The following is a 17,923-nucleotide window of genomic DNA, read 5'->3' on the forward strand; positions in this document are numbered from 1 at the left end:
GTGCCCGCCGTGCGGGGCCTAGAAAAGGTGGCTGGGCGCGAACAGCCCCAGCACCATGGGCAGGACGACCACGTGCGGGCCGGGCGAGGCCAGAGCCGCCGCCAGGTCCCCGCGCAGCCGCTCGGGTGTGGTGAGCGTGGAGGGGACACCGAACGCCGCGGCCAGCGCGGGGAAGTCCGGGCGCGCCAGCTCCGTGTGGGCGGCCTCGCCGAACGCGTCCTCCATGTACGCGCGCAGGATGCCGTAGCCGCCGTCGTCGACGACCAGCCACGTCACGTCCAGGTCGTGCTGGCGGGCGGTCGCCAGCTCCGCGATCGAGTACATGGCGCCGCCGTCGCCGGACACGGCCAGTACCGGACCCCCGCCGGCGGCCGCCGCGCCCAAGGCGGCGGGCAGCCCGTAGCCGAGCCCGCCCGCGCCCTGCGCGGAGAACATCCGGCCCCCGCGCGGATCCCACGCCGACCACGCCCAGTAGGCGAGCACCGTCATGTCCCAGAAGCTGGGCGCGTCGTCGGGCAGCGCCGCGCGCACGGCCGCCAGCACCTCCCGTTCGGCGGACAGGTCCTGGGCGTCCAGACGGGCGGCGACCGCGGACCTGACCCCGGCCACCTCCGCCGCCACGGCCGGGTCGGCCGGTCGGCGCGTGACCCGCTCGGCCAGCGCGGCCAGCGTCAGGGCGGCGTCGCCGTGCACGCCCAGCGCCGGGAGGTTGGACTCCAGCTTGCCCAGGTCGGCCTCGACCTGCACCACGCGGCCGCGCGGGGCGAGGGTGTGGTAGTTGCTGGACAGCTCGCCCAGCCCCGAACCGGCCACCAGGAGCACGTCGGCGTCGGCGAGGTAGTCCGTGGTGTGCCGGTCCTCCAGCCACGACCCCAGTGACAGCGGGTGCGTCCACGGGAAGGCGTCCTTGCCGCCGAAAGTGGTCGCCACCGGCGCCTGGAGGGCCTCGGCCAGCTCCAGCAGCGCGCCGTGGCCGCCCGCGCGGCTCACACCGCCGCCGGCGAGCACGACCGGGCGCCGCGCCCCGTCCAGCAGCCGGGCGGCCTCGGCCACGAGTTCGGCGCGCGGCTCCAGGGGCGCGGGGCTGCCGTCCACGTCCGCCACGGGCGGCACGGCGGTCGGCTCCAGCAGCACGTCCTGCGGGATCTCCACCAGCACCGGACCGGCCGGGGCCGCGGCGGCGGTCCGCCAGGCCGCGGCCAGCGCCGAGGGGATCTGCGAGGCGTGCCGCACCGTGCACACCGACTTGGTGACGCCCGCGAAGCTCGCCGACTGCTCGGGCAGCTCGTGCAGGAAGCCGCGGCGGGCCCCGCCCAGCCCGGCGCGCGGGACCTGGCTGCTGATCACCAGCACCGGGGCGCTGGAGGCCCGGGACTCCTGCAGGGAGGCCAGGGTGAGGAGCGCGCCGGGCCCGGTGGAGACCAGCAGCGGGGCCACGCGCCCGGTCCGGCGGGCGTGGCCGTCGGCGGCGAAGGCGGCGTTGTTCTCCACCCGGGCGGAGACGAACTCCAGCTCCGAGCGCCGCAGGGCGTCGAAGAGCCCCAGCGCGTGCTGGCCCGGGATGCCGAAGGCCACCCGGGCGCCCAGCGCCGTCAGGGTCTCGGTGACCAGGTCACCACCGGTGCGCGGTGCCACGGACTCAGTCCCCCAGGCCGTGGTTGAGCGCCAGCACGCTCACGAGGTCGTAGGCCACGTGCGAGGCCGCGGTGGCGGTGATCTGCGCGTGGTCGTAGGCCGGGGCGACCTCCACCACGTCCGCGCCCACGAGGTTGCAGGTCGAGAGGCCGCGCAGGATCTCCAACAGCTCGCGGCTGGTCAGGCCGCCCGCCTCCGGGGTGCCGGTGCCGGGGGCGTGGGCGGGGTCCAGGACGTCGATGTCCACGGACACGTACAGCGGGCGGCGGCCCACGCGCTGGCGCAGCGCGTCGGAGATCTCGTCCACGCCCTTGCGCATCACGTCGGCGGCGGTGACGATGCCGAAGCCGAAGCGCCGGTCGTCCTCCAGGTCGCGCTTGCCGTAGAGCGGGCCGCGGGTGCCCACGTGCGCGATCGCCTCGGTGTCGAGGATGCCCTCCTCGACGGCCCGTCGGAACGGGGTGCCGTGCGTGTAGGGCTCACCGAAGTAGGTGTCCCAGGTGTCCAGGTGGGCGTCGAAGTGGACCATGGCGATGGGGCCGTGCTGACGGTGGAGCGAGCGCAGCAGGGGCAGCGCGATCGTGTGGTCGCCGCCCAGGGTGACGAGCTTGGTCCCGGCCCGCACGAACTCCGAGGCCGCCTGGTCGACGGTCTCGACCGCGTCGCCGATGGAGAACGGGTTGACCGCGATGTCGCCGCCGTCGACCACCTGCGCGGAGGCGAACGGGGACACGTCCAGGCCCGGGTGGTAGGGCCGCAGCAGGCGGCTCGCCTCACGGATGGCCGAGGGGCCGAACCGCGCCCCGGGCCGGTAGGACACACCGGTGTCGAAGGGCACGCCGACCACGGCGATGTCGGCCCTGTCGACCTGGTCGATGCGCGGCAGCCGCGCGTAGGTCGCCGGTCCGGCGAAGCGCGGCACGAGGCTGGAGTCGGTGGGTCCGATCGGTGCGTTCATCGGTGTGCTTCCTGTCGGTGCGTCGGTGGACGTCGTCGTCGTGTGCGGATGCGGCCGGTGGGAGGCGGTCGTGCGGGGACGGTCCCCGGGGCGTGGACGGCGGTGCGGTCGGCGCAGGTCACGCGGGCTGCCGTCAGGTTAGGTACCGATTACACTCCTCTCCAGTGGACGAACCGCACCAGATCCGAAGCGGCTTTGGACGAACCATCCACAACGTGCGGTCCGCGCACCCGTGGACGCAACACCGGCGACACACGTCCGCGCCCCCGGCGCGGGGAAGGACCGCGCATGGCCGACACCGCGCCCCGCGACGACGCCCACTCCGTGCCCCTGAGCACCGTGGTCGGCCGCCGCGACCTCGGCCTGGGCACCGTCGTGGCGGCGGGCGACCCCGGCATCGGCTGGGCGGTGGTCAGCGAGCTCGACGACCCGGCCGTCTACCTGCGCGGCGGCGAACTCCTGCTCACCGCCGGCGTCAACCTCCCCGCCACGACGGCCGGGCTGCGCGCCTACGTCGCCTCGCTGGTCGGCGCGGGCGTGAGCGCCGTCGGTTTCGGCGTCACCCCCGTGCACGACACCGTCCCCGCGGGTCTGATCGAGCAGTGCCACCAGCAGGGCCTGCCCCTGGTGGAGGTCCCCAGGCCCACGCCGTTCACGGCCGTCAGCCAGGCCGTCGGCGAGGAGCTGGAGGAGCGCCGCCTGCGCGACCTGCGCCGCTTGGGCGAGGCCCACCAGGTGCTCGCCCGCGCGGTCTCCGACCCCGACCCGGTGGGGCGCGTGCTGCGCGTCCTGGCCGAGTCGCTCAACGGCTGGGCCGCCCTCGCCGCTCCCGAGGCCCTCCGCCGCACCCCGACTGCCCCCGCGGCCCTGTCCGACCTGTCCGACCTGCTCGGCAAGCTCTCCTCCGTGCGCGGCCCGCGCAGCGCCAAGGCCCGCTCCAGGGACGACGAGGTCTTCCTGCACACGGTGGGTACGCCGCCCGAGGACCACGGCGTGGTCCTGGTGGGCCGCCCCGAGCCGCTCGGCATCACCGACCGGGCGGTCCTGCGCACCGCCACCGCCCTGCTCGACCTGCTGGCCCGCACCTCGAACGAGGCCCCGCCCGTCCCGGGCCGCCTGCTCACCGGCCTGCTCCTCGACGGCGGCGTCACCAGCGCCACCGAACCCCTGCTGGCCGAGCTGGCCAACGCCCACCCGGCCGCGACCACGGACCCCCGGGGGTCTTCCGCGTCCGAGGGCTCACCGGTTCCCGCCGGGAGGCCGACGCCCTCCGGCACTCCGAGCGGTTCCCCCGGTGCCTCGGGTGCCTCGGGGACGGCTGGTGTCTCCGCAGCCCGTGGGTCCGTTGGGACCCCCGGCCTTCCGGGTGCCTCGGGTGCCTCCCGGGCCACTGGCACGGTCGGTCCGCAGGGCCCTGGGACCCCTGGCCATGCGACTCGATCCCCGGGCGACCTCCCCGGTGCCTCGGGTGCCTCGGGGACGCCTGGTGCCTCCGCAGCCCGTGGGTCCGCTGGGACCTCCGGTCTTCCGGGTGCCTCGGGGACGGCGGATGCCTCCGGGAGCGTGGCCTACCGGGTGCTGCACGCCAGTGCGCGGGCGGGGCGGCACACCGCACCCGCGGCCCTGCCCCTGGACACGTCGGTCCTGGAGTACAGCGGGGCCGCGGGGGAGGGGCGCCTGCGGGCGGTGCTCGCCGACCGGGGGGAGGACGCCCACCGGGACCAGTTGGACGAGCTGCGCCTGCACGGCTGGACCGGTGCGCTCAGTGCGCCGGTCCAGCCGTGCGGCCTGGCCGGGGCCGACCGCCAGGCGGCCGCCCTCCTGGTCCGCGCCCGCGCCTGCGGCGCGCCGCTGCTGTGGGACACCGGGACCGACCCCTTCGACACCCTCCTGGACCCGGAGGGCGTCGACGACCTGACGCGCCGCGTGCTCGGGCCGCTGGCGGCAGACACGGACTCCGCGCGCACCCTGCGCCACACCCTGTACGTGTGGCTCACCCGTCACGGCAACTGGGACCGGGCCGCCGCCGACCTGGGCACGCACCGCAACAGCGTCCGCTACCGGATCAGCCGGATCGAACGCGACCTGGGCGTGGACCTGTCCGACGCCGAACAGCGCATGCGCCTGTGGTTCGCCCTCTCCCGGCGACGTCCGTGAGGGTGTCCGTGCCCCGTCCGTGCCCAGTCCGTGGCCGGATCCGGCCACGGACTGGGGCGCGTGTGCCCGATGCCCGATCCTGGTGGATCCGGCCGGAGGCCCCCAGCCCTCGGGCAGAACCTCGCACCAGGACGCAAAGGCGTCACTCGGCACGTGCGCCGCACACGTTTCTGTCGATTCCACCGTCTCGGGCGAGGCCGAAGGACGAAACTGGGGATCGCCGTAGCCACGTCGATGTCAGGGGGCCACATGTCGTTTCCTCCGTTGGACACGGCCCTTCCCGCGGGGGTCGACGCGCGTGAACACGCGCGCCTGTTGCGCAAGGTGCACGAAGCCTCGCTCTGCGGGCGTCCGGCGCCGGTCCGGCTGCGCCCGGTCATCGAGGACTCCTGGCAGCGCATGCGCCGGTTCGGGATCGATCCGGACGGCGCTCCGCCGCCGCGCGTCACCCGCCTGGACGAGCTCCAGGCGTACCGGTCCAGCTCACCCATCGCCGAGGTGCTGCCGCTGATCCGCCGGTCCCTGGTCTCGGTGGCCGACGAGGCCGACCACATCATGCTGGTCACCGACGCCGCCGGCCAGATCCTGTGGCGCGACGGCTCGCACCGCATGAGGTCGGCCGGCGACCGGGTCGGGCTCGTGGAGGGGGCGTTCTGGAACGAGGGCAGCACCGGGACCAACGCCATCGGTACCGCTCTGGTGGTGGGGCGCCCGGTCCAGGTCTACTCGGCCGAGCACTTCGTCCGCCAGCTGCACACCCTGACCTGCGCCTGCGCCCCCATCCACGACCCCCGGGACGGCCGCCTGCTCGGGGCCATCGACGTCACGGGCCCGGTGAACACCATCCATCCCTCGACGCTCGCGCTGGTGCACGCCGTGGCCCAGTTGGCCGAGGCGCACCTGCAGAGCATCCACCACACCCACCTGGAGCGGCTGCGGGCGGTGGCCGCGCCCCTGCTGGCCGGACTGGGCGGGCGCGCGATGGTGGTGGACGAGGCCGGGTGGACGGCCGCCGTGGTGAACATGGAGCCGGTGCGCCGGGTGCTCCTGCCCACGCCGCGCGACACTGGGACTGCCTGGCTCCCCGCGCTGGGGGAGTGCTCCCTGGAGCCGTTGCCCGGCGGGTGGCTGGTACGGCCGCTGCACGTGGAGGGCGACACGCCCTCCACGATCACCCTGGACCTGGCGGGCGGCAGCCCGTCGGTCTCGGTGGCCGGGCCGAGCGGGCAGTGGTCCCACCGCCTGACGCCCCGCCACGCCGAACTCCTGCTGCTGTTAGCCGTGCACCGGGAGGGGCGCACGGGCGTGCAGCTGTCGCAGGACGTGTTCGGGGACGGCGGCCACGTGGTGACCGTGCGCGCCGAGCTCTCGCGGGTGCGCCGGCACCTGGGCGGGATCATCGAGAGCCGCCCCTACCGGTTCGTGGAGGACGTCCGGGTGCGGGTGAGCTATCCGGACAGCCGCGCCGACCTGTTGCCGGGGTCCGAGGCCCCCGGGGTCCGCCGACTGCGGAACGCGGTGCCGGAGGGGACCACGGCGGTCGCTCTTGGCGACGGAGTCGCAACCTAGTGCAACCATTGCTGTGACGGCAGGGACTGGTGTTGTCTGTACCCACGCGGCCCGGAGTTGGGGCGGTCGTCGGGTTGAGCAGGGGGAACGACGGTCGCGACCCGGTGTCGGAAGCACGTCCACAGCCTTCGAGCCTTGAGGGGGGCCTTCGAGGGAGGGGCGGACGAGCCCACGGGCCGCAGGTGATCCGGAGGGGTCGGGGGAGTCCCCGGGTCACCGTGTCGGCGGTGCGCCCTGGAGTGAGGTCGCCTCCGGGCGCACCGCCGCCCAGCCGGTGCCGGGCGCGCGAGAGGGGACGCGCCCGGTACCGGTGCTACTCCGACACCTCGGGCGTCGCGGCGCCGGGCCCACCGCCCGCGCCCCCGCCGTCGCCGTCTTCGGCGGCTTCCGCGTCCCGCGCGCCGCCGTCGGCCGCCTCGGGCGCGCACTGGAAGCAGTCCAGCGCGAAGACCCGCTCACCGGCCACGCTGCCGGTGAACTCCCCGGGCAGGCTGTCGTCACCGGCCCCGCGCGCGGCCAGGGCGGCGCGGGCCAGCCGGCCCTCGAAGGCCACCTCCTCGCCCTCACCGGTGACCCCCGTGCAGTAGACCGCCAGCCCGCCGCGGTCCGGCGGGCTGGCCTGCCCGGTGGCCCCGGCCCCCTCGGAGCCGTCGGCCCCGTCTGAGCCCGCGGTCTCCCCGGAGCCGTCGGCCTCCTCGGTGCCGTCGCCCGCCGGACCCGAGCCCTCGGGGTCGGCCGAGGGCTCGGCCGGTGCCTCGTTGGTGCAGGACAGGCCGCCGTCCAGGGCGTGGCCGCCGCGCGCGAAGGCGCGTTCGGCGCCCGGTCGCAGGACCGACACCGACAGGGCGTCGGCGGCCGCCTCCAGTTCCAGTCGTTCGGGGTCGGCCTCCCCGTCGCCGTCGTCGAGCGCGCAGGAGGTCGTGAGCACGCAGGCCAGCAGCAGGCCCGAGAGCGGCGCGAGGACGGTGGTCGAGCGGACTCCCATGGTTCCCCCTCCAGGTGCGGGATCCGGTGTCGGGTGTCACTGCGTGCGCACCCGAAGTGACCAATGTCGCTGATGGGCTGCTTGCGGTCTATGTCCGACTCGGGTGGAAAGAGTGAAGAGTCCGCCATGTTCTGGCAATCCGGGGTGTGAGACCCCCACCGGAGCGGGGATCCAGGCGGCAGGGCCCGCCACCGGGCGGGTCCACCGGAAGCGGATCGCCGGTGCGGTGCGGGCCCGGATCGGGCCTGGCCCCGGGGCCGACACCGCTCGTGGGCTACACTCTGGACATTTACCGAACCGTGTTCATCCACGGCTCGCACAACCCGAACCCCACAGGGCCACCACGCGGCTCCACCGCGTCACCGGCACCCTGTGAACCACCGGGCCGCGGCAGGCGTCGAACTCCAGACCAACGATGGTCGGGGCCGGCTCCCGGGCGGCCCCGCTATTTCCGTCCTTCTTCGGAGGTGGATCGTGTCCGCTGACCACCGAGAGCAGCAGCCCAACCCTCAGGGCTCGCGTATCGACCCGCACGTCGGCCGCTACGCACGCCGAGCACAGGGCATGGTCGCATCGGAGGTCCGGGCACTCTTCGCCGTCGCGTCCCGCCCGGAGGTCGTCTCCCTGGCCGGAGGCATGCCCAACGTGGCCGCGCTGCCGCTCGACCAGATCGGCGAACTGGTCAAGGACGTCGTCTCCGAGGAGGGCGCCGCGGCCCTGCAGTACGGCTCCGCCCAGGGCGACCCCGTCCTGCGCGAGCAGATCTGCGACTACATGACGCTGGAGGGCATCACCGCCAGCCCCGACGACGTCATCGTCACCGTCGGCTCCCAGCAGGCCCTGGACCTCATCACCCGGGTCTTCGTCGACCCGGACGACATCGTGCTGTGCGAGGCCCCCACCTACGTCACCGCCATCAACACCTTCGCCGCCTTCCAGGCCGACATCCGGCACGTGGGCATGGACGAGCGCGGAGTGATCCCCGAGGAGCTGGAGCGCTCGCTCACCGAGGCCGCCCGCGCCGGCCGCACGGTCAAGTTCTTCTACACGATCCCCAACTTCCAGAACCCGGCCGGCATCACCATGAGCGCCGAGCGCCGCGCCCGCGTGATGGAGATCTGCGAGCGCCACGACGTCCTGGTGGTGGAGGACAACCCCTACGGGCTGCTGCGGTACGAGGGCGACCCCGAACCCACGCTGTTCTCCCAGGGCGACGGCAACGTCATCTACCTCGGGTCGCTGTCCAAGACGCTCTCGCCGGGCCTGCGCATCGGCTGGGCGCTGGCCCCGGCCGCGGTCCGCGCCAAGCTCGTCCTGGCCGCCGAGTCGGCGATGCTCAGCCACTCCACGTTCAACCAGCTCGTGGTGCGCCGCTACCTGAACACCTTCCCCTGGCAGGAACAGATCAAGGTGTTCAACACGATGTACAGCGAGCGCCGCGACGCCATGCTCAACGCGCTGACCGCGATGATGCCCGCCGGGTGCACGTGGACCAGGCCCGAGGGCGGCTTCTTCGTGTGGGCCACCCTGCCCGAGGGCATCGACGCCAAGGCGATGCTGCCCCGGGCGGTCGCCGAGCGCGTCGCCTACGTGCCGGGCACCGGTTTCTACGCCGACGAGCGCGGCCGTGCGAACATGCGGTTGAGCTTCTGCTACCCCACGCCGGAGGAGATCCGCGAGGGAGTGCGGCGCCTGGTCGGCGCGATCGAGGGCGAGGTCGACCTGCGTGATACGTTCGGCACCACTTTGACCCCGCCCACCGAAGGCAGCCAGGCACCCGCCCCCGACCTGCCCTGAGACAGCCGTGAGGGCACCCCGCACCATGACAGCAGCACAGAAGGAGGTCCGCGCCGTGGCCGACCTTGATCGCGTTCTCGTTCTCGCCGGGGGACTGTCCCCCGAACACGAGGTGAGCGTCCACTCCGGGCGCAGCGTCGCCGAGGCGCTGCGGCGCCTGGACGTGGAGGTGCAGGTCGCCGACGTGGACTCCACCCTGCTGCGGCGGCTCGCCGACGACCCGCCCCAGGTGGTCTTCCCCGTGCTGCACGGATCGGCGGGCGAGGACGGAGCGATCCGCGAGGTCCTGGAACTGGTCGGCGCGCCCTACGTGGGCGCCCGGCCCGAGGCCTGCCGCCTGGCCTACTCCAAGCCCGCGGCCAAGGCGCTGCTGGCGGCGCGCGGGGTCCGGGTGGCGCGCGGCGCCGCCCTGCCCAAGTCGGCCTTCCACGACCTGGGCGCCCCGGCGCTGCTGGAGCGGCTGGCCGACCGCCTGGGCCTGCCGCTGTTCGTCAAGCCCGACCGCGGCGGCTCCGCCTTCGGTGCCGCGCCGGTCACCTCGCTGCACGACCTGTCCGCGGCGCTGGTGTCCTGCTTCGCCTACAGCGACTCCGCGCTGATCGAGGAGCAGGTCCAGGGCACGGAGCTGGCCGTGGGCGTGGTGGACACCGGGGACGGCCCGATGGCCCTGCCGCCGGTGGAGATCGTCCCCGACGGCGGCGTCTACGACTACGCGGCGCGCTACACCGCCGGGCGTACCGAGTTCTTCTGCCCGGCGCGCCTGGACGACGACGCCCTGGAGGCGGCCACGCGGGTCGCGCTCACCGCCCACGAGACGCTGGGCCTGCGCGACCTGTCGCGCACCGACGTCATCGTGGGCCGGGACGGCCAGGTCACCTTCCTGGAGACCAACGTCGCCCCCGGGCTGACGGAGACCTCCACGTTCCCCATGGCGGCGGGCGCGGCCGGACTCGACTTCGCGGTGGTCTGCCGGGAGCTGGCCCACCAGGCCTACCTGCGCGGCTGAGCCGTCGAACGCGGCGCCCGGTACGTGCCGGGCGCCGCGTCCGCGCGCCGACGTACGCAGGGGCCCGCGGGTCGTTCGGCCCGGTCCCGTCCGGCCCCGTTCGTCCGCGGGCCCGCTCGTGCGTCCGCTGTCCGCACGGTCGGGCGCGCCGCCCACGTCACGGGCCCCGCGAGAGCGCCCCCGACCTGTACACCTGGTGCGGGCGGCGGTAGTGTCGTTCCAAACCGACCGTCCGGTATGTCAACGGGAGCCCCCATGGAAACGGCACTTCGGATCTGCCCGCTGTGCGAAGCCACCTGCGGCCTCACCCTCACCATCGACACCGGGCGGGTCACCGCCGCCCGCGGCGACCGCCAGGACGTCTTCAGCGCGGGATTCGTCTGCCCCAAGGGCGCCACCCTGCCCGCCCTCGACAACGACCCCGACCGCCTGCGCCGCCCCATGGTGCGCGAGGGCGGGCACTGGCGCGAGGTCGGCTGGCCCGAGGCCTTCGCCGCCGTCGACGCCGGGCTCTCCGGGGTCGTGCGCCGCCACGGCCGCGAGGCGGTCGCCGCCTACCTCGGCAACCCCAACGTGCACACCCTGGCCGGACAGCTCTACACGAGCCTGCTCGCGCGCACCCTGGGCACCCCCAACATCTACAGCGCCAGCACCGTCGACCAGATGCCCAAGCACGTCTCCTGCGGCCTGATGTTCGGCGACCCCCTGGCCATCCCCGTCCCCGACCTGGACCGCACCGACCACCTGCTCATGCTCGGCGCCAACCCGGTCGAGTCCAACGGCAGCCTGTGCACCGCCCCCGACTTCCCCGGACGGCTCAAGGCGCTGCGCGCCCGCGGGGGACGCCTGGTCGTGGTCGACCCCCGGCGCACCCGCACCGCCGACCTCGCCGACGAACACGTCCCCGTCCGGCCCGGAACCGACGCCTACCTGCTCTTCGCCATGGCACAGACCCTCTTCGCCGAGGGCCTGGCCGACCCCGGAGCGCTGGCCGAACACGTCGAGGGCCTGGCGGAGGTCCGCGCCCTGGCCAAGGAGTTCACCCCCGAGGCCGTCGCGCCCGTCTGCGGGATCGACGCCGACCGCATCCGCGCGATGGCCCGCGACCTGGCCGCCGCGCCCACCGCCGCCGTCTACGCCCGCGTGGGCACCACGACCGCCGAGTTCGGCACCCTCACCAGCTGGCTGGTGGACGTGCTCAACCTGATCACCGGCAACCTCGACCGCCCCGGCGGCGCCCTCTTCCCCCGCCCCGCCCACCGCCCGGCCGGGGCCGGCCGCAGCCGCCCCTTCCAGCTCGGACGCTGGCGCAGCCGCGTGCGCGGCCTGCCCGAGGCCAAGGGCGAACTGCCCGTGGCCACCCTGGTCGACGAGATCGCCACCCCCGGCGCCGGGCAGGTGCGGGCCCTGGTCACCGTGGCCGGGAACCCGGTGCTGTCCACCCCCGGCGGCGACCGCCTGGACCGGGAGCTGGCGGGCCTGGAGTTCATGGTGAGCGTGGACCCCTACCTCAACGAGACCACACGGCACGCGCACGTGATCCTCCCGCCCGCGCCGCCGAGCCGCACCGCCCACTTCGACCTCGCCTTCAGCGAGCTGGCGGTGCGCAACACCGTCCGCTACTCGCCCGCGCCCCTGCCCGTGGAGGAGGGCGGGGCCGACGAGTCGCTGATCCTGCGCCGCCTCGTGCAGATCGCCGCGGGCCAGGGTCCCGACGCCGACCCCGACGCGGTGGACGAGGCCGAGACCGTCCGGATCCTCGGCCGCGCCGTCGCCGATCCCGACTCCTCCGTGCACGGACGCGACCCCGCCGAACTGGCCGCCGCCCTGTACCCGGGCACCTGGTTCGAGCGCCGGGTCGACCTGCTCCTGCGCCTGGGCTCCTACGGCGACGCCTTCGGCGCCCGCCCCGACGGCCTCACGCTCCAGAGCCTGCTGGACGCCCCGCACGGCGTGGACCTGGGGCCACTGGACTCCCGCGTCCCCGAGATCCTGTCCACCGCCTCCGGCCGGATCGAGGCCTGCCCCGCGCCCGTGGCCGCGGACGTGGCCCGCCTGAGCGAGGGCCTGGCCGCGCGCCGCGACTCCCTGGTGCTCGTGGGCCGCCGCCACCTGCGCTCCAACAACAGCTGGTCGCACAACGTCCCCCGGCTCACCGGCGGCAGCAACACCTGCACCCTGCACGTCCACCCCGACGACGCCGACCGACTGGGCCTGGCCGAGGGAGCCGAGGCCACCGTGCGCAGCGCCTCCGGCGAGGTCAGCGCTCCCGTGGAGCGCACCGACACCGTCGCTCCCGGGGTGGTGAGCCTGCCGCACGGCTGGGGGCACGGCCTGCCCGGCACCCGTATGGCGGTGGCCGCGCGCAACCCGGGTGTCAACGTCAACGCCGTCACCGACCCCTCGGTGGTGGACCCGCTCTCGGGCACCGCGGTCCTCAACGGCGTCCCCGTCGCGGTGCTGCCCCGGGACTGACCCTCCCGTCGGGCCCTCGCATCGGGGCAGACCGGGCCGGGTCCGCGCCGACCCGCGCCGGAGCGCCCCGCGTGTCTCCTGGAACGGCCGCTCGGCACGGCCGTAGGGTGGTCGCGCCGTGGCGAACCCGTGGTGTCGGCCGGTGGAGCCGCGCCCGCCGGGGCGCCCTGTCGCGCTCCCGCTCCGCGCCGACCCGTCCGCGAACGCGCCCTGGCACCGCTCCGGCGGTGCCATGGATGGGAAGTACCGTGTCCGAGGATCCCGCGATCGGCCCGTGCTGGTTCCACGCCGTGGGCGACGGCGCCCACACCGCGGCGGACCAGGCGCGCGAGCGCCTGGCCGCGACCGGGCTCCACCTCGTCCCGTGGCGGCCGGGCGCGCACGGCGACGGGGTGCTCGCCTGCGCGGCGCCCGACGGCCGGGTCCACGACCTCGTCCACGAGATGGGCCGGGCCGGCCGCGTCCTCGTGCTCTGCCTCGGACACGAGGAGACGCCGCCGCTCGACGCCTGGCCGCTGCTGCGCCACGGGGCCGCCGACGTCCTGCCCTGGGCCGGGGGAGGGGACCGCGCGGTGCGCGCCGTGGCCGCCCGGCTGCGGCGGTGGCGCCGACTGGAGGAGATCCTGGACTCGGCCGTGGTCCGCGACCACCTCGTCGGCCGCAGCGCCGTCTGGCGCTCGGTCCTGTCCGACCTGGCCGAGACCGCCGCCTTCACCGACAACCCCGTGCTCGTCACCGGCGAGACCGGGACCGGCAAGGAACTCGTCGCCCGACTCGTCAACGCCCTCGACCGGCGGTCGGGGCGCTCGTCCCTCGTCCTGGTGGACTGCACCACCATCACCCCGACCCTGGCCGGCAGCGAGTTCTTCGGGCACGAGAAGGGCAGCTTCACCGGCGCGGTCGGCGCGCGCGACGGTGCCTTCGCCCTGGCCGACCAGGGCACCCTGTTCCTGGACGAGGTGGGTGAACTCCCCCTGGAACTGCAGGCGGAACTACTGCGGGTCATCCAGGAGGGCACCTACAAGCGGGTCGGCGGCAACGCCTGGCGCACCACGCGCTTCCGGCTGGTCTGCGCCACCAACCGCGACCTGCGCGAGCACATCCGCCAGGGGAGCTTCCGCGGCGACCTCTACTACCGCATCGCCGTGTCCCGCTTCCACCTGCCGCCCCTGCGGGAGCGCCCCGACGACATCCTGCCGCTGGCCGAGCACTTCCTGCGCCACGCCATGCCCGAGCACGAGCGGCCGTGCTTCGACCGGGCGGTCCAGGACATGCTCGTCGCCCTCGACTACCCCGGCAACGTCCGCGAACTGCGCCAGCTCGTGTACCGGATGGCCGCACGGCACGCCGGCCCGGGCCTGGTCACCGTGGGCGACGTGCCGCCCGACGAACGCCCGGACCGCGGGCCCGAGCCGCTGGCCCGCTCCCTGTCCGGCCCCCTGCGCGCGGCCCTGGCGCGCGGTGCGACGCTGCCCCAGGTCAAGGACGCGGTCCGCGACGAGCTGATCGGCCTGGTCCTGGCCGAGGAGGCCCGCCGGGGCCGCACCGGGGCGCTGCGCCGGGCGGCCGAACGCCTCGGGGTCAGCGTGCGCACCCTCCAGATGTGGCAGCACGACCACGTCGCGGCCTCCGACGACGCCTCCCCGCACGCCGGGTGAACCGCTCACCGGGCGGGCGAGCGGCCCCAGGTGCGCCACTGGTCCGGGATCGGGTTCGCCCCCTTGAGGTGGAAGCCGGGTCCGCCGTCCTTCAGGCCCAGCTCGTCCACCCCCCACTGGCCGACGTTGTACCAGATGTCCGGTCCCGGGCAGTTGGTCCTGGAACCGCTGGCCTGCCGGTGGGCCAGCACGTGCGTCAGCCCGATCTCCCGGACGAGGTGGCGCAGCAGGCCCCGGCCCGCGTCGACCTGGGCCCTGGTCAGCTCATGGCAGCCGTGCGTGTCCGGGCTCCAGCACCTGCCGCGCACGCTGGGCAGGTTGCCGGAGAACTCGACCGCCACGCTCCCGGAGTTGAACCCGTTGGAGGCGAAGAGGTAGGTGGTGACCGGATGGAGCTGGGCGAGCCTCCCGCTCTCGGTGATGATGTAGTGGGCGGTCACCCCGTCGTAGCGGCCGGGGCCGCGGCTCCTGCTCCGTCTGAACGCCATCTGGTGCAGGACCAGCGCGTAGACCGAGTCGGCGGGCCGCGGCCTGTCCCGCTTGTGCTCGGAGTGCGGGAACGGCGTGTCGGTCCGGTCCTCGACCACGACCTCGGAGGGGAACGGCCACCAGGGCAGGAACGCCTCCTCCGCGCCGTCGTCCGGGTCGTTCCACAGTGCGTCGAGCGGCAGCGGCCGATCGGTGCTGTGCGTCATCATGGCCTCCCCGCTCCGCCCCGGCCGTGTCACCGGCCGCGGCGGAGCTGTCCGGGACCCTGTCAGGTCAGGGCCTGCTTGGAGCGGTTCCCGCGCTGGGCGAGCAGCCTGGACGGCTCGGTGTAGCGCATGCGCGTCTGCGCCGAGTCGATGGCGTCGGCCGACAGGTCGACCCCCGTGGCGGCGCGGTAGGCGTGGATGTAGCCCTGGATCTCCGGCCGCCAGAAGCGCGCCCAGTTCGAGGCCCGCTCGACGTCGGAGGCGCCCACCCAGTCGTCCTGGCGCGCCGAGAGCAGGATCTGCTCGCCGAACACCGCCAGGTCGCGGAAGTGGGTCACCCCGGCCGCGGGGTGCCAGCCGCGCAGGGCCGCCATCGTCTCCACCCGGCCCATCCAGGGCTCGGCGTAGGGCACCATGGCGCGTCCGCCCAGGAAGTCGCGCATCTCCGGGCGGGCCAGCAGCCACTGCATGATCAGCATCTCCTGGCGGGCCTGCCAGGGCAGGTCGCCGAACTGGTTGTGGGCGCCCTGCGCCAGGATCAGGTGCAGCTCCTTGAGCGCGTTCAGGATCGGGAAGCCGTCCGCCCGGTAGTTGGTGTCGTCGTCCTCCTTGAAGAAGATCGTCGCCAGGTGCAGGAGGTCGTGGAAGGCCTCCAGGAACCGGCGGCGGCTGTCGGCCGGGTTCAGCGCGGGCACGGCCTTGCCGCGCAGCCGGAGCCCGTACTGGTGGTCGTACTCGTAGGTCCGGCGCAGCACGCTCAGCCGCCGCGGCTCGTCCTGGATGTAGCCCCAGATCAGGTTGTTCAGCGGCCGGAGCGGGTCGATCTCCAGGTGCGCGAGCGGGTGGCCGGGACCCACCTCCCGGTTCTGGAAGCGCAGGCTCACCGACTGCATCGTCTGCACGAGCATGCCCTGCTCCTGCCAGTACGACCAGATCAGTTCCAGCAGGCACGGCGGCGAGACCCTGGAGCGGACGATGCCGTAGCACTCCGATCCCAGCGTCGTCTTGAGCGGGAGATCGCCCAGGGCCTCGATGATCCGCCTGGTGTAGGGCAGCACGCGCGCCTCGCGCTCGCCCTCCTTGGCCAGGTCGATCAGGTACTGGCGCCGGAACTCCCTGCTCAGCTGCGCGTAGTCCTCGAAGCCGTGGTGCGCCAGGCGCGCCAGGCTCTCCTCGTTGCGCTCGCGGGTGTGCTCGCCCCGGTCGTCCGTCCCCACCTCGCACATGAGGAACTTCTCGGTCGCCTCGCGCAGGTGGGCATAGGCGTCCGCGCCGAAGTAGGGCGAGTGGTCGGCCTCCTCACCGCCGTACTCGGAGCAGAACGCCTTGGACAGGAAGTCGGCGTAGGCGCCGTAGGAGATCGCCGCGCTGCGCTCGCGGATCTTGGCGAACAGCAGCTCGTTGGACGTCTCCGCCCGCGCGTCCCGCTGCGTCGTCACGGGCCCCTCGACGCGCACCCGCACGGGCTCCCCCAGCTCATCAGCCCCCCGGACCGGCTCGGAGCGCTCGGCCAGGGCCCGCACCTGCGGGACCAGCTCCGCCTTGGTGTCGGCGGGGGGCTGGTCGGCGTGCTCCCTCGCGATCTCGACCAGCATGTCCGCCGTCAGCTTCTCGGCCAGCCCGGGCTCATCACGGATGAGCCGGAGCAGGCCCTCGGTCGTGTCGGACATCGTGTGTCCTCCTTCCGCGTCCGGGTCTCAGACGCCGGTGATGACGATGCTCCGGCCCCGGCGCACCCAGCGGCCCGAGCGCGGCGCGCCGACCTCCGACTCCGTGCGCACCAGGCCCGGGGCGTAGCGCTGGGCGGCGCCGGCCAGCGCCTGCCTGGCCGCGACCTGCGGCTCCAGGTCCGGCGGAGCCAGGGCTGCCTGTCGGGCGGCCTCGTCGGCCAACCGCACGAACCGGCGGGCGACCTCGAACTCCTGGTCCTCGGGTGAGAGCCCCTCCAGTTCCAGCTCGAACATGCGCCCAGCGGCCGAGCCGAGCGCCGCGCCGACCGTGCCGCCCATGGGGCCGCCCAGAGCCGTGCCCGCGGCGCCTCCCGCGATCGGCAGCGCCTTCTTCGCGACGCCCTTCAGCGCGCGGCCGAGCCTGCGGCCCACCGGACCGCGCACCGCGCGCTTGACCGACTTGCGGGCGCGGCGGAACACCTTGCCGAGGAACTCGTCGAGCTCCGCGTCGTCGGTCACCGACAGCAGTTCGGCCGCCAGCTCCATCTCCTCGCCCTCGTCCGCGTCCCCGGTGTCCGCGAACCCGTCCCCGGGGTCGTCCTCCGACTCCTGGGGGAAGCCGAACTCGTCGGTGTCCCCGTCGCCCTCGTCCCGCGACGCGCCGTCCCGGTCGCCGTCGGCCCGTCCGCGGCCGCCGATGTCGACGCCCACCTCGTTCGCGGCCGCCAGCGCCGCGTCCACCGCCGCCCGCCACGGGTTGGCGCCCACACGGGAGCGGGCGGCCCTGCGCGCGGTCTCCTCGGCGAAGCGGACCAGGTCGCGGGCCACCTCCAGGTCGGCCTCGCCGGAGTCGGACTCCAGCTCGCCCTGGCCGAAGCGCTTCAGGGCGCCCGCGGCGATCCGGCGGCCGATGCGCTCGCCGGCCTCACGGGAGCCGACCCGCCGGCCCACCGCTCCGCCCACGGAACCGGCCAGCGCGGAGACGCCGGTGTCGGCGGCGCCGGAGACCGCGTCCCGCACCACCGTGCCGACCGCCCGGCCCACGTCCGAGCGCAGGGTCCGCCCCACCGACCGGGCCGCCTTGCGGACCAGCCCGCCGATGAACCGGTCGAGTTCCTCCGGTCCGTCCGCGTCCACGAGCTCGTAGGCCAGTTCGGTCTCCTCCGTCGCCCCGTCACCGTACGAGGTGTCGTCGTCGTGCTGCAGGATCAGATCGAGATCGTGCATCGGTCTCCCCCCTCGGGTCCGTGCTGCCAATGCCCTCGTCCACCACACAGCAGGAGGCGTGCCACGCCCGTCCCCCCGGCGGAGCCGCGTC

12 protein-coding genes are annotated in these 17,923 nt (G+C 74.6%); 6 read left to right on the forward strand and 6 right to left on the reverse strand.

The features are described 5' to 3' along the window. Positions 1-18: 18 nt before the first annotated feature. Both ADL05_RS27990 and speB read right to left on the reverse strand, forming a co-directional pair. Positions 19-1,635, reverse strand: a complete 1,617-nt coding sequence (locus ADL05_RS27990) for a thiamine pyrophosphate-binding protein (RefSeq protein ID WP_053620015.1) — start codon at positions 1,633-1,635, stop codon at positions 19-21. A gap of 4 nt (positions 1,636-1,639) precedes the next feature. Continuing rightward, positions 1,640-2,593, reverse strand: coding sequence for an agmatinase (gene speB / locus ADL05_RS27995; protein ID WP_053620016.1), 954 nt, complete (start codon positions 2,591-2,593; stop codon positions 1,640-1,642). Between the two features lie 288 nt (positions 2,594-2,881). On the opposite strand from speB, the gene ADL05_RS28000 reads away from it, so the two are divergent. Then, a complete protein-coding gene (locus tag ADL05_RS28000) occupies positions 2,882-4,750 on the forward strand; it encodes a PucR family transcriptional regulator ligand-binding domain-containing protein (RefSeq protein WP_053620017.1) in 1,869 nt (622 codons plus the stop codon). Between the two features lie 249 nt (positions 4,751-4,999). Then, positions 5,000-6,319, forward strand: coding sequence for a GAF domain-containing protein (locus ADL05_RS28005; protein ID WP_053620018.1), 1,320 nt, complete (start codon positions 5,000-5,002; stop codon positions 6,317-6,319). A 313-nt stretch (positions 6,320-6,632) separates the two neighbouring features. Here ADL05_RS28005 and ADL05_RS28010 read toward each other — a convergent pair whose 3' ends face one another. Beyond that, positions 6,633-7,304, reverse strand: a complete 672-nt coding sequence (locus ADL05_RS28010; protein WP_197285960.1) for a hypothetical protein — start codon at positions 7,302-7,304, stop codon at positions 6,633-6,635. A 564-nt stretch (positions 7,305-7,868) separates the two neighbouring features. On the opposite strand from ADL05_RS28010, the gene ADL05_RS28015 reads away from it, so the two are divergent. The 4 genes from ADL05_RS28015 (at position 7,869) to ADL05_RS28030 (ending at position 14,240) form a co-directional block, all read left to right on the forward strand. Then, positions 7,869-9,101, forward strand: coding sequence for a PLP-dependent aminotransferase family protein (locus tag ADL05_RS28015; protein WP_053620019.1), 1,233 nt, complete (start codon positions 7,869-7,871; stop codon positions 9,099-9,101). Positions 9,102-9,126: 25 nt separating this feature from the next. After that, positions 9,127-10,107 carry a D-alanine--D-alanine ligase gene (locus ADL05_RS28020; RefSeq protein ID WP_231640933.1) on the forward strand — a complete coding sequence of 327 codons (981 nt, stop codon included), beginning with the start codon at positions 9,127-9,129 and terminating at the stop codon, positions 10,105-10,107. Positions 10,108-10,362: 255 nt separating this feature from the next. Next, on the forward strand, positions 10,363-12,582 hold the full coding sequence (locus ADL05_RS28025) for a molybdopterin-dependent oxidoreductase (RefSeq protein ID WP_053620021.1): 2,220 nt from the start codon (positions 10,363-10,365) through the stop codon (positions 12,580-12,582). 248 nt (positions 12,583-12,830) lie between these two features. Beyond that, the gene (locus tag ADL05_RS28030) at positions 12,831-14,240 is read left to right on the forward strand and encodes a sigma 54-interacting transcriptional regulator (RefSeq protein ID WP_053620022.1); all 1,410 of its coding nucleotides are present in this window, start codon (positions 12,831-12,833) and stop codon (positions 14,238-14,240) included. Positions 14,241-14,245: 5 nt separating this feature from the next. Here ADL05_RS28030 and ADL05_RS28035 read toward each other — a convergent pair whose 3' ends face one another. The 3 genes from ADL05_RS28035 to ADL05_RS31405 all read right to left on the reverse strand — a co-directional run bounded on the left by ADL05_RS28035 (position 14,246) and on the right by ADL05_RS31405 (position 17,832). After that, the gene (locus ADL05_RS28035) at positions 14,246-14,935 is read right to left on the reverse strand and encodes a peptidoglycan recognition family protein (RefSeq protein WP_197285961.1); all 690 of its coding nucleotides are present in this window, start codon (positions 14,933-14,935) and stop codon (positions 14,246-14,248) included. Positions 14,936-14,997: 62 nt separating this feature from the next. Next, the gene (locus tag ADL05_RS28040; RefSeq protein ID WP_053620024.1) at positions 14,998-16,605 is read right to left on the reverse strand and encodes a hypothetical protein; all 1,608 of its coding nucleotides are present in this window, start codon (positions 16,603-16,605) and stop codon (positions 14,998-15,000) included. A 27-nt stretch (positions 16,606-16,632) separates the two neighbouring features. Beyond that, a complete protein-coding gene (locus tag ADL05_RS31405) occupies positions 16,633-17,832 on the reverse strand; it encodes a hypothetical protein (protein WP_053620025.1) in 1,200 nt (399 codons plus the stop codon). Positions 17,833-17,923 lie beyond the last annotated feature (91 nt).

The organism is Nocardiopsis sp. NRRL B-16309 (assembly GCF_001279585.1).
Classification (GTDB): Bacteria; Actinomycetota; Actinomycetes; order Streptosporangiales; family Streptosporangiaceae; genus Nocardiopsis.

What these genes read in the sequence shown, in the direction of transcription:
- ADL05_RS28010 (WP_197285960.1), bottom strand. Translation starts at nt 7,304, where the DNA reads ATGGGAGTCCGCTCGACCACCGTCCTCGCGCCGCTCTCGGGCCTGCTG.
- speB (WP_053620016.1), bottom strand. Translation starts at nt 2,593, where the DNA reads ATGAACGCACCGATCGGACCCACCGACTCCAGCCTCGTGCCGCGCTTC.
- ADL05_RS28025 (WP_053620021.1), top strand. Translation starts at nt 10,363, where the DNA reads ATGGAAACGGCACTTCGGATCTGCCCGCTGTGCGAAGCCACCTGCGGC.
- ADL05_RS28005 (WP_053620018.1), top strand. Translation starts at nt 5,000, where the DNA reads ATGTCGTTTCCTCCGTTGGACACGGCCCTTCCCGCGGGGGTCGACGCG.
- ADL05_RS28000 (WP_053620017.1), top strand. Translation starts at nt 2,882, where the DNA reads ATGGCCGACACCGCGCCCCGCGACGACGCCCACTCCGTGCCCCTGAGC.
- ADL05_RS28015 (WP_053620019.1), top strand. Translation starts at nt 7,869, where the DNA reads ATGGTCGCATCGGAGGTCCGGGCACTCTTCGCCGTCGCGTCCCGCCCG.
- ADL05_RS28020 (WP_231640933.1), top strand. Translation starts at nt 9,127, where the DNA reads ATGACAGCAGCACAGAAGGAGGTCCGCGCCGTGGCCGACCTTGATCGC.
- ADL05_RS28040 (WP_053620024.1), bottom strand. Translation starts at nt 16,605, where the DNA reads ATGTCCGACACGACCGAGGGCCTGCTCCGGCTCATCCGTGATGAGCCC.
- ADL05_RS28035 (WP_197285961.1), bottom strand. Translation starts at nt 14,935, where the DNA reads ATGACGCACAGCACCGATCGGCCGCTGCCGCTCGACGCACTGTGGAAC.
- ADL05_RS31405 (WP_053620025.1), bottom strand. Translation starts at nt 17,832, where the DNA reads ATGCACGATCTCGATCTGATCCTGCAGCACGACGACGACACCTCGTAC.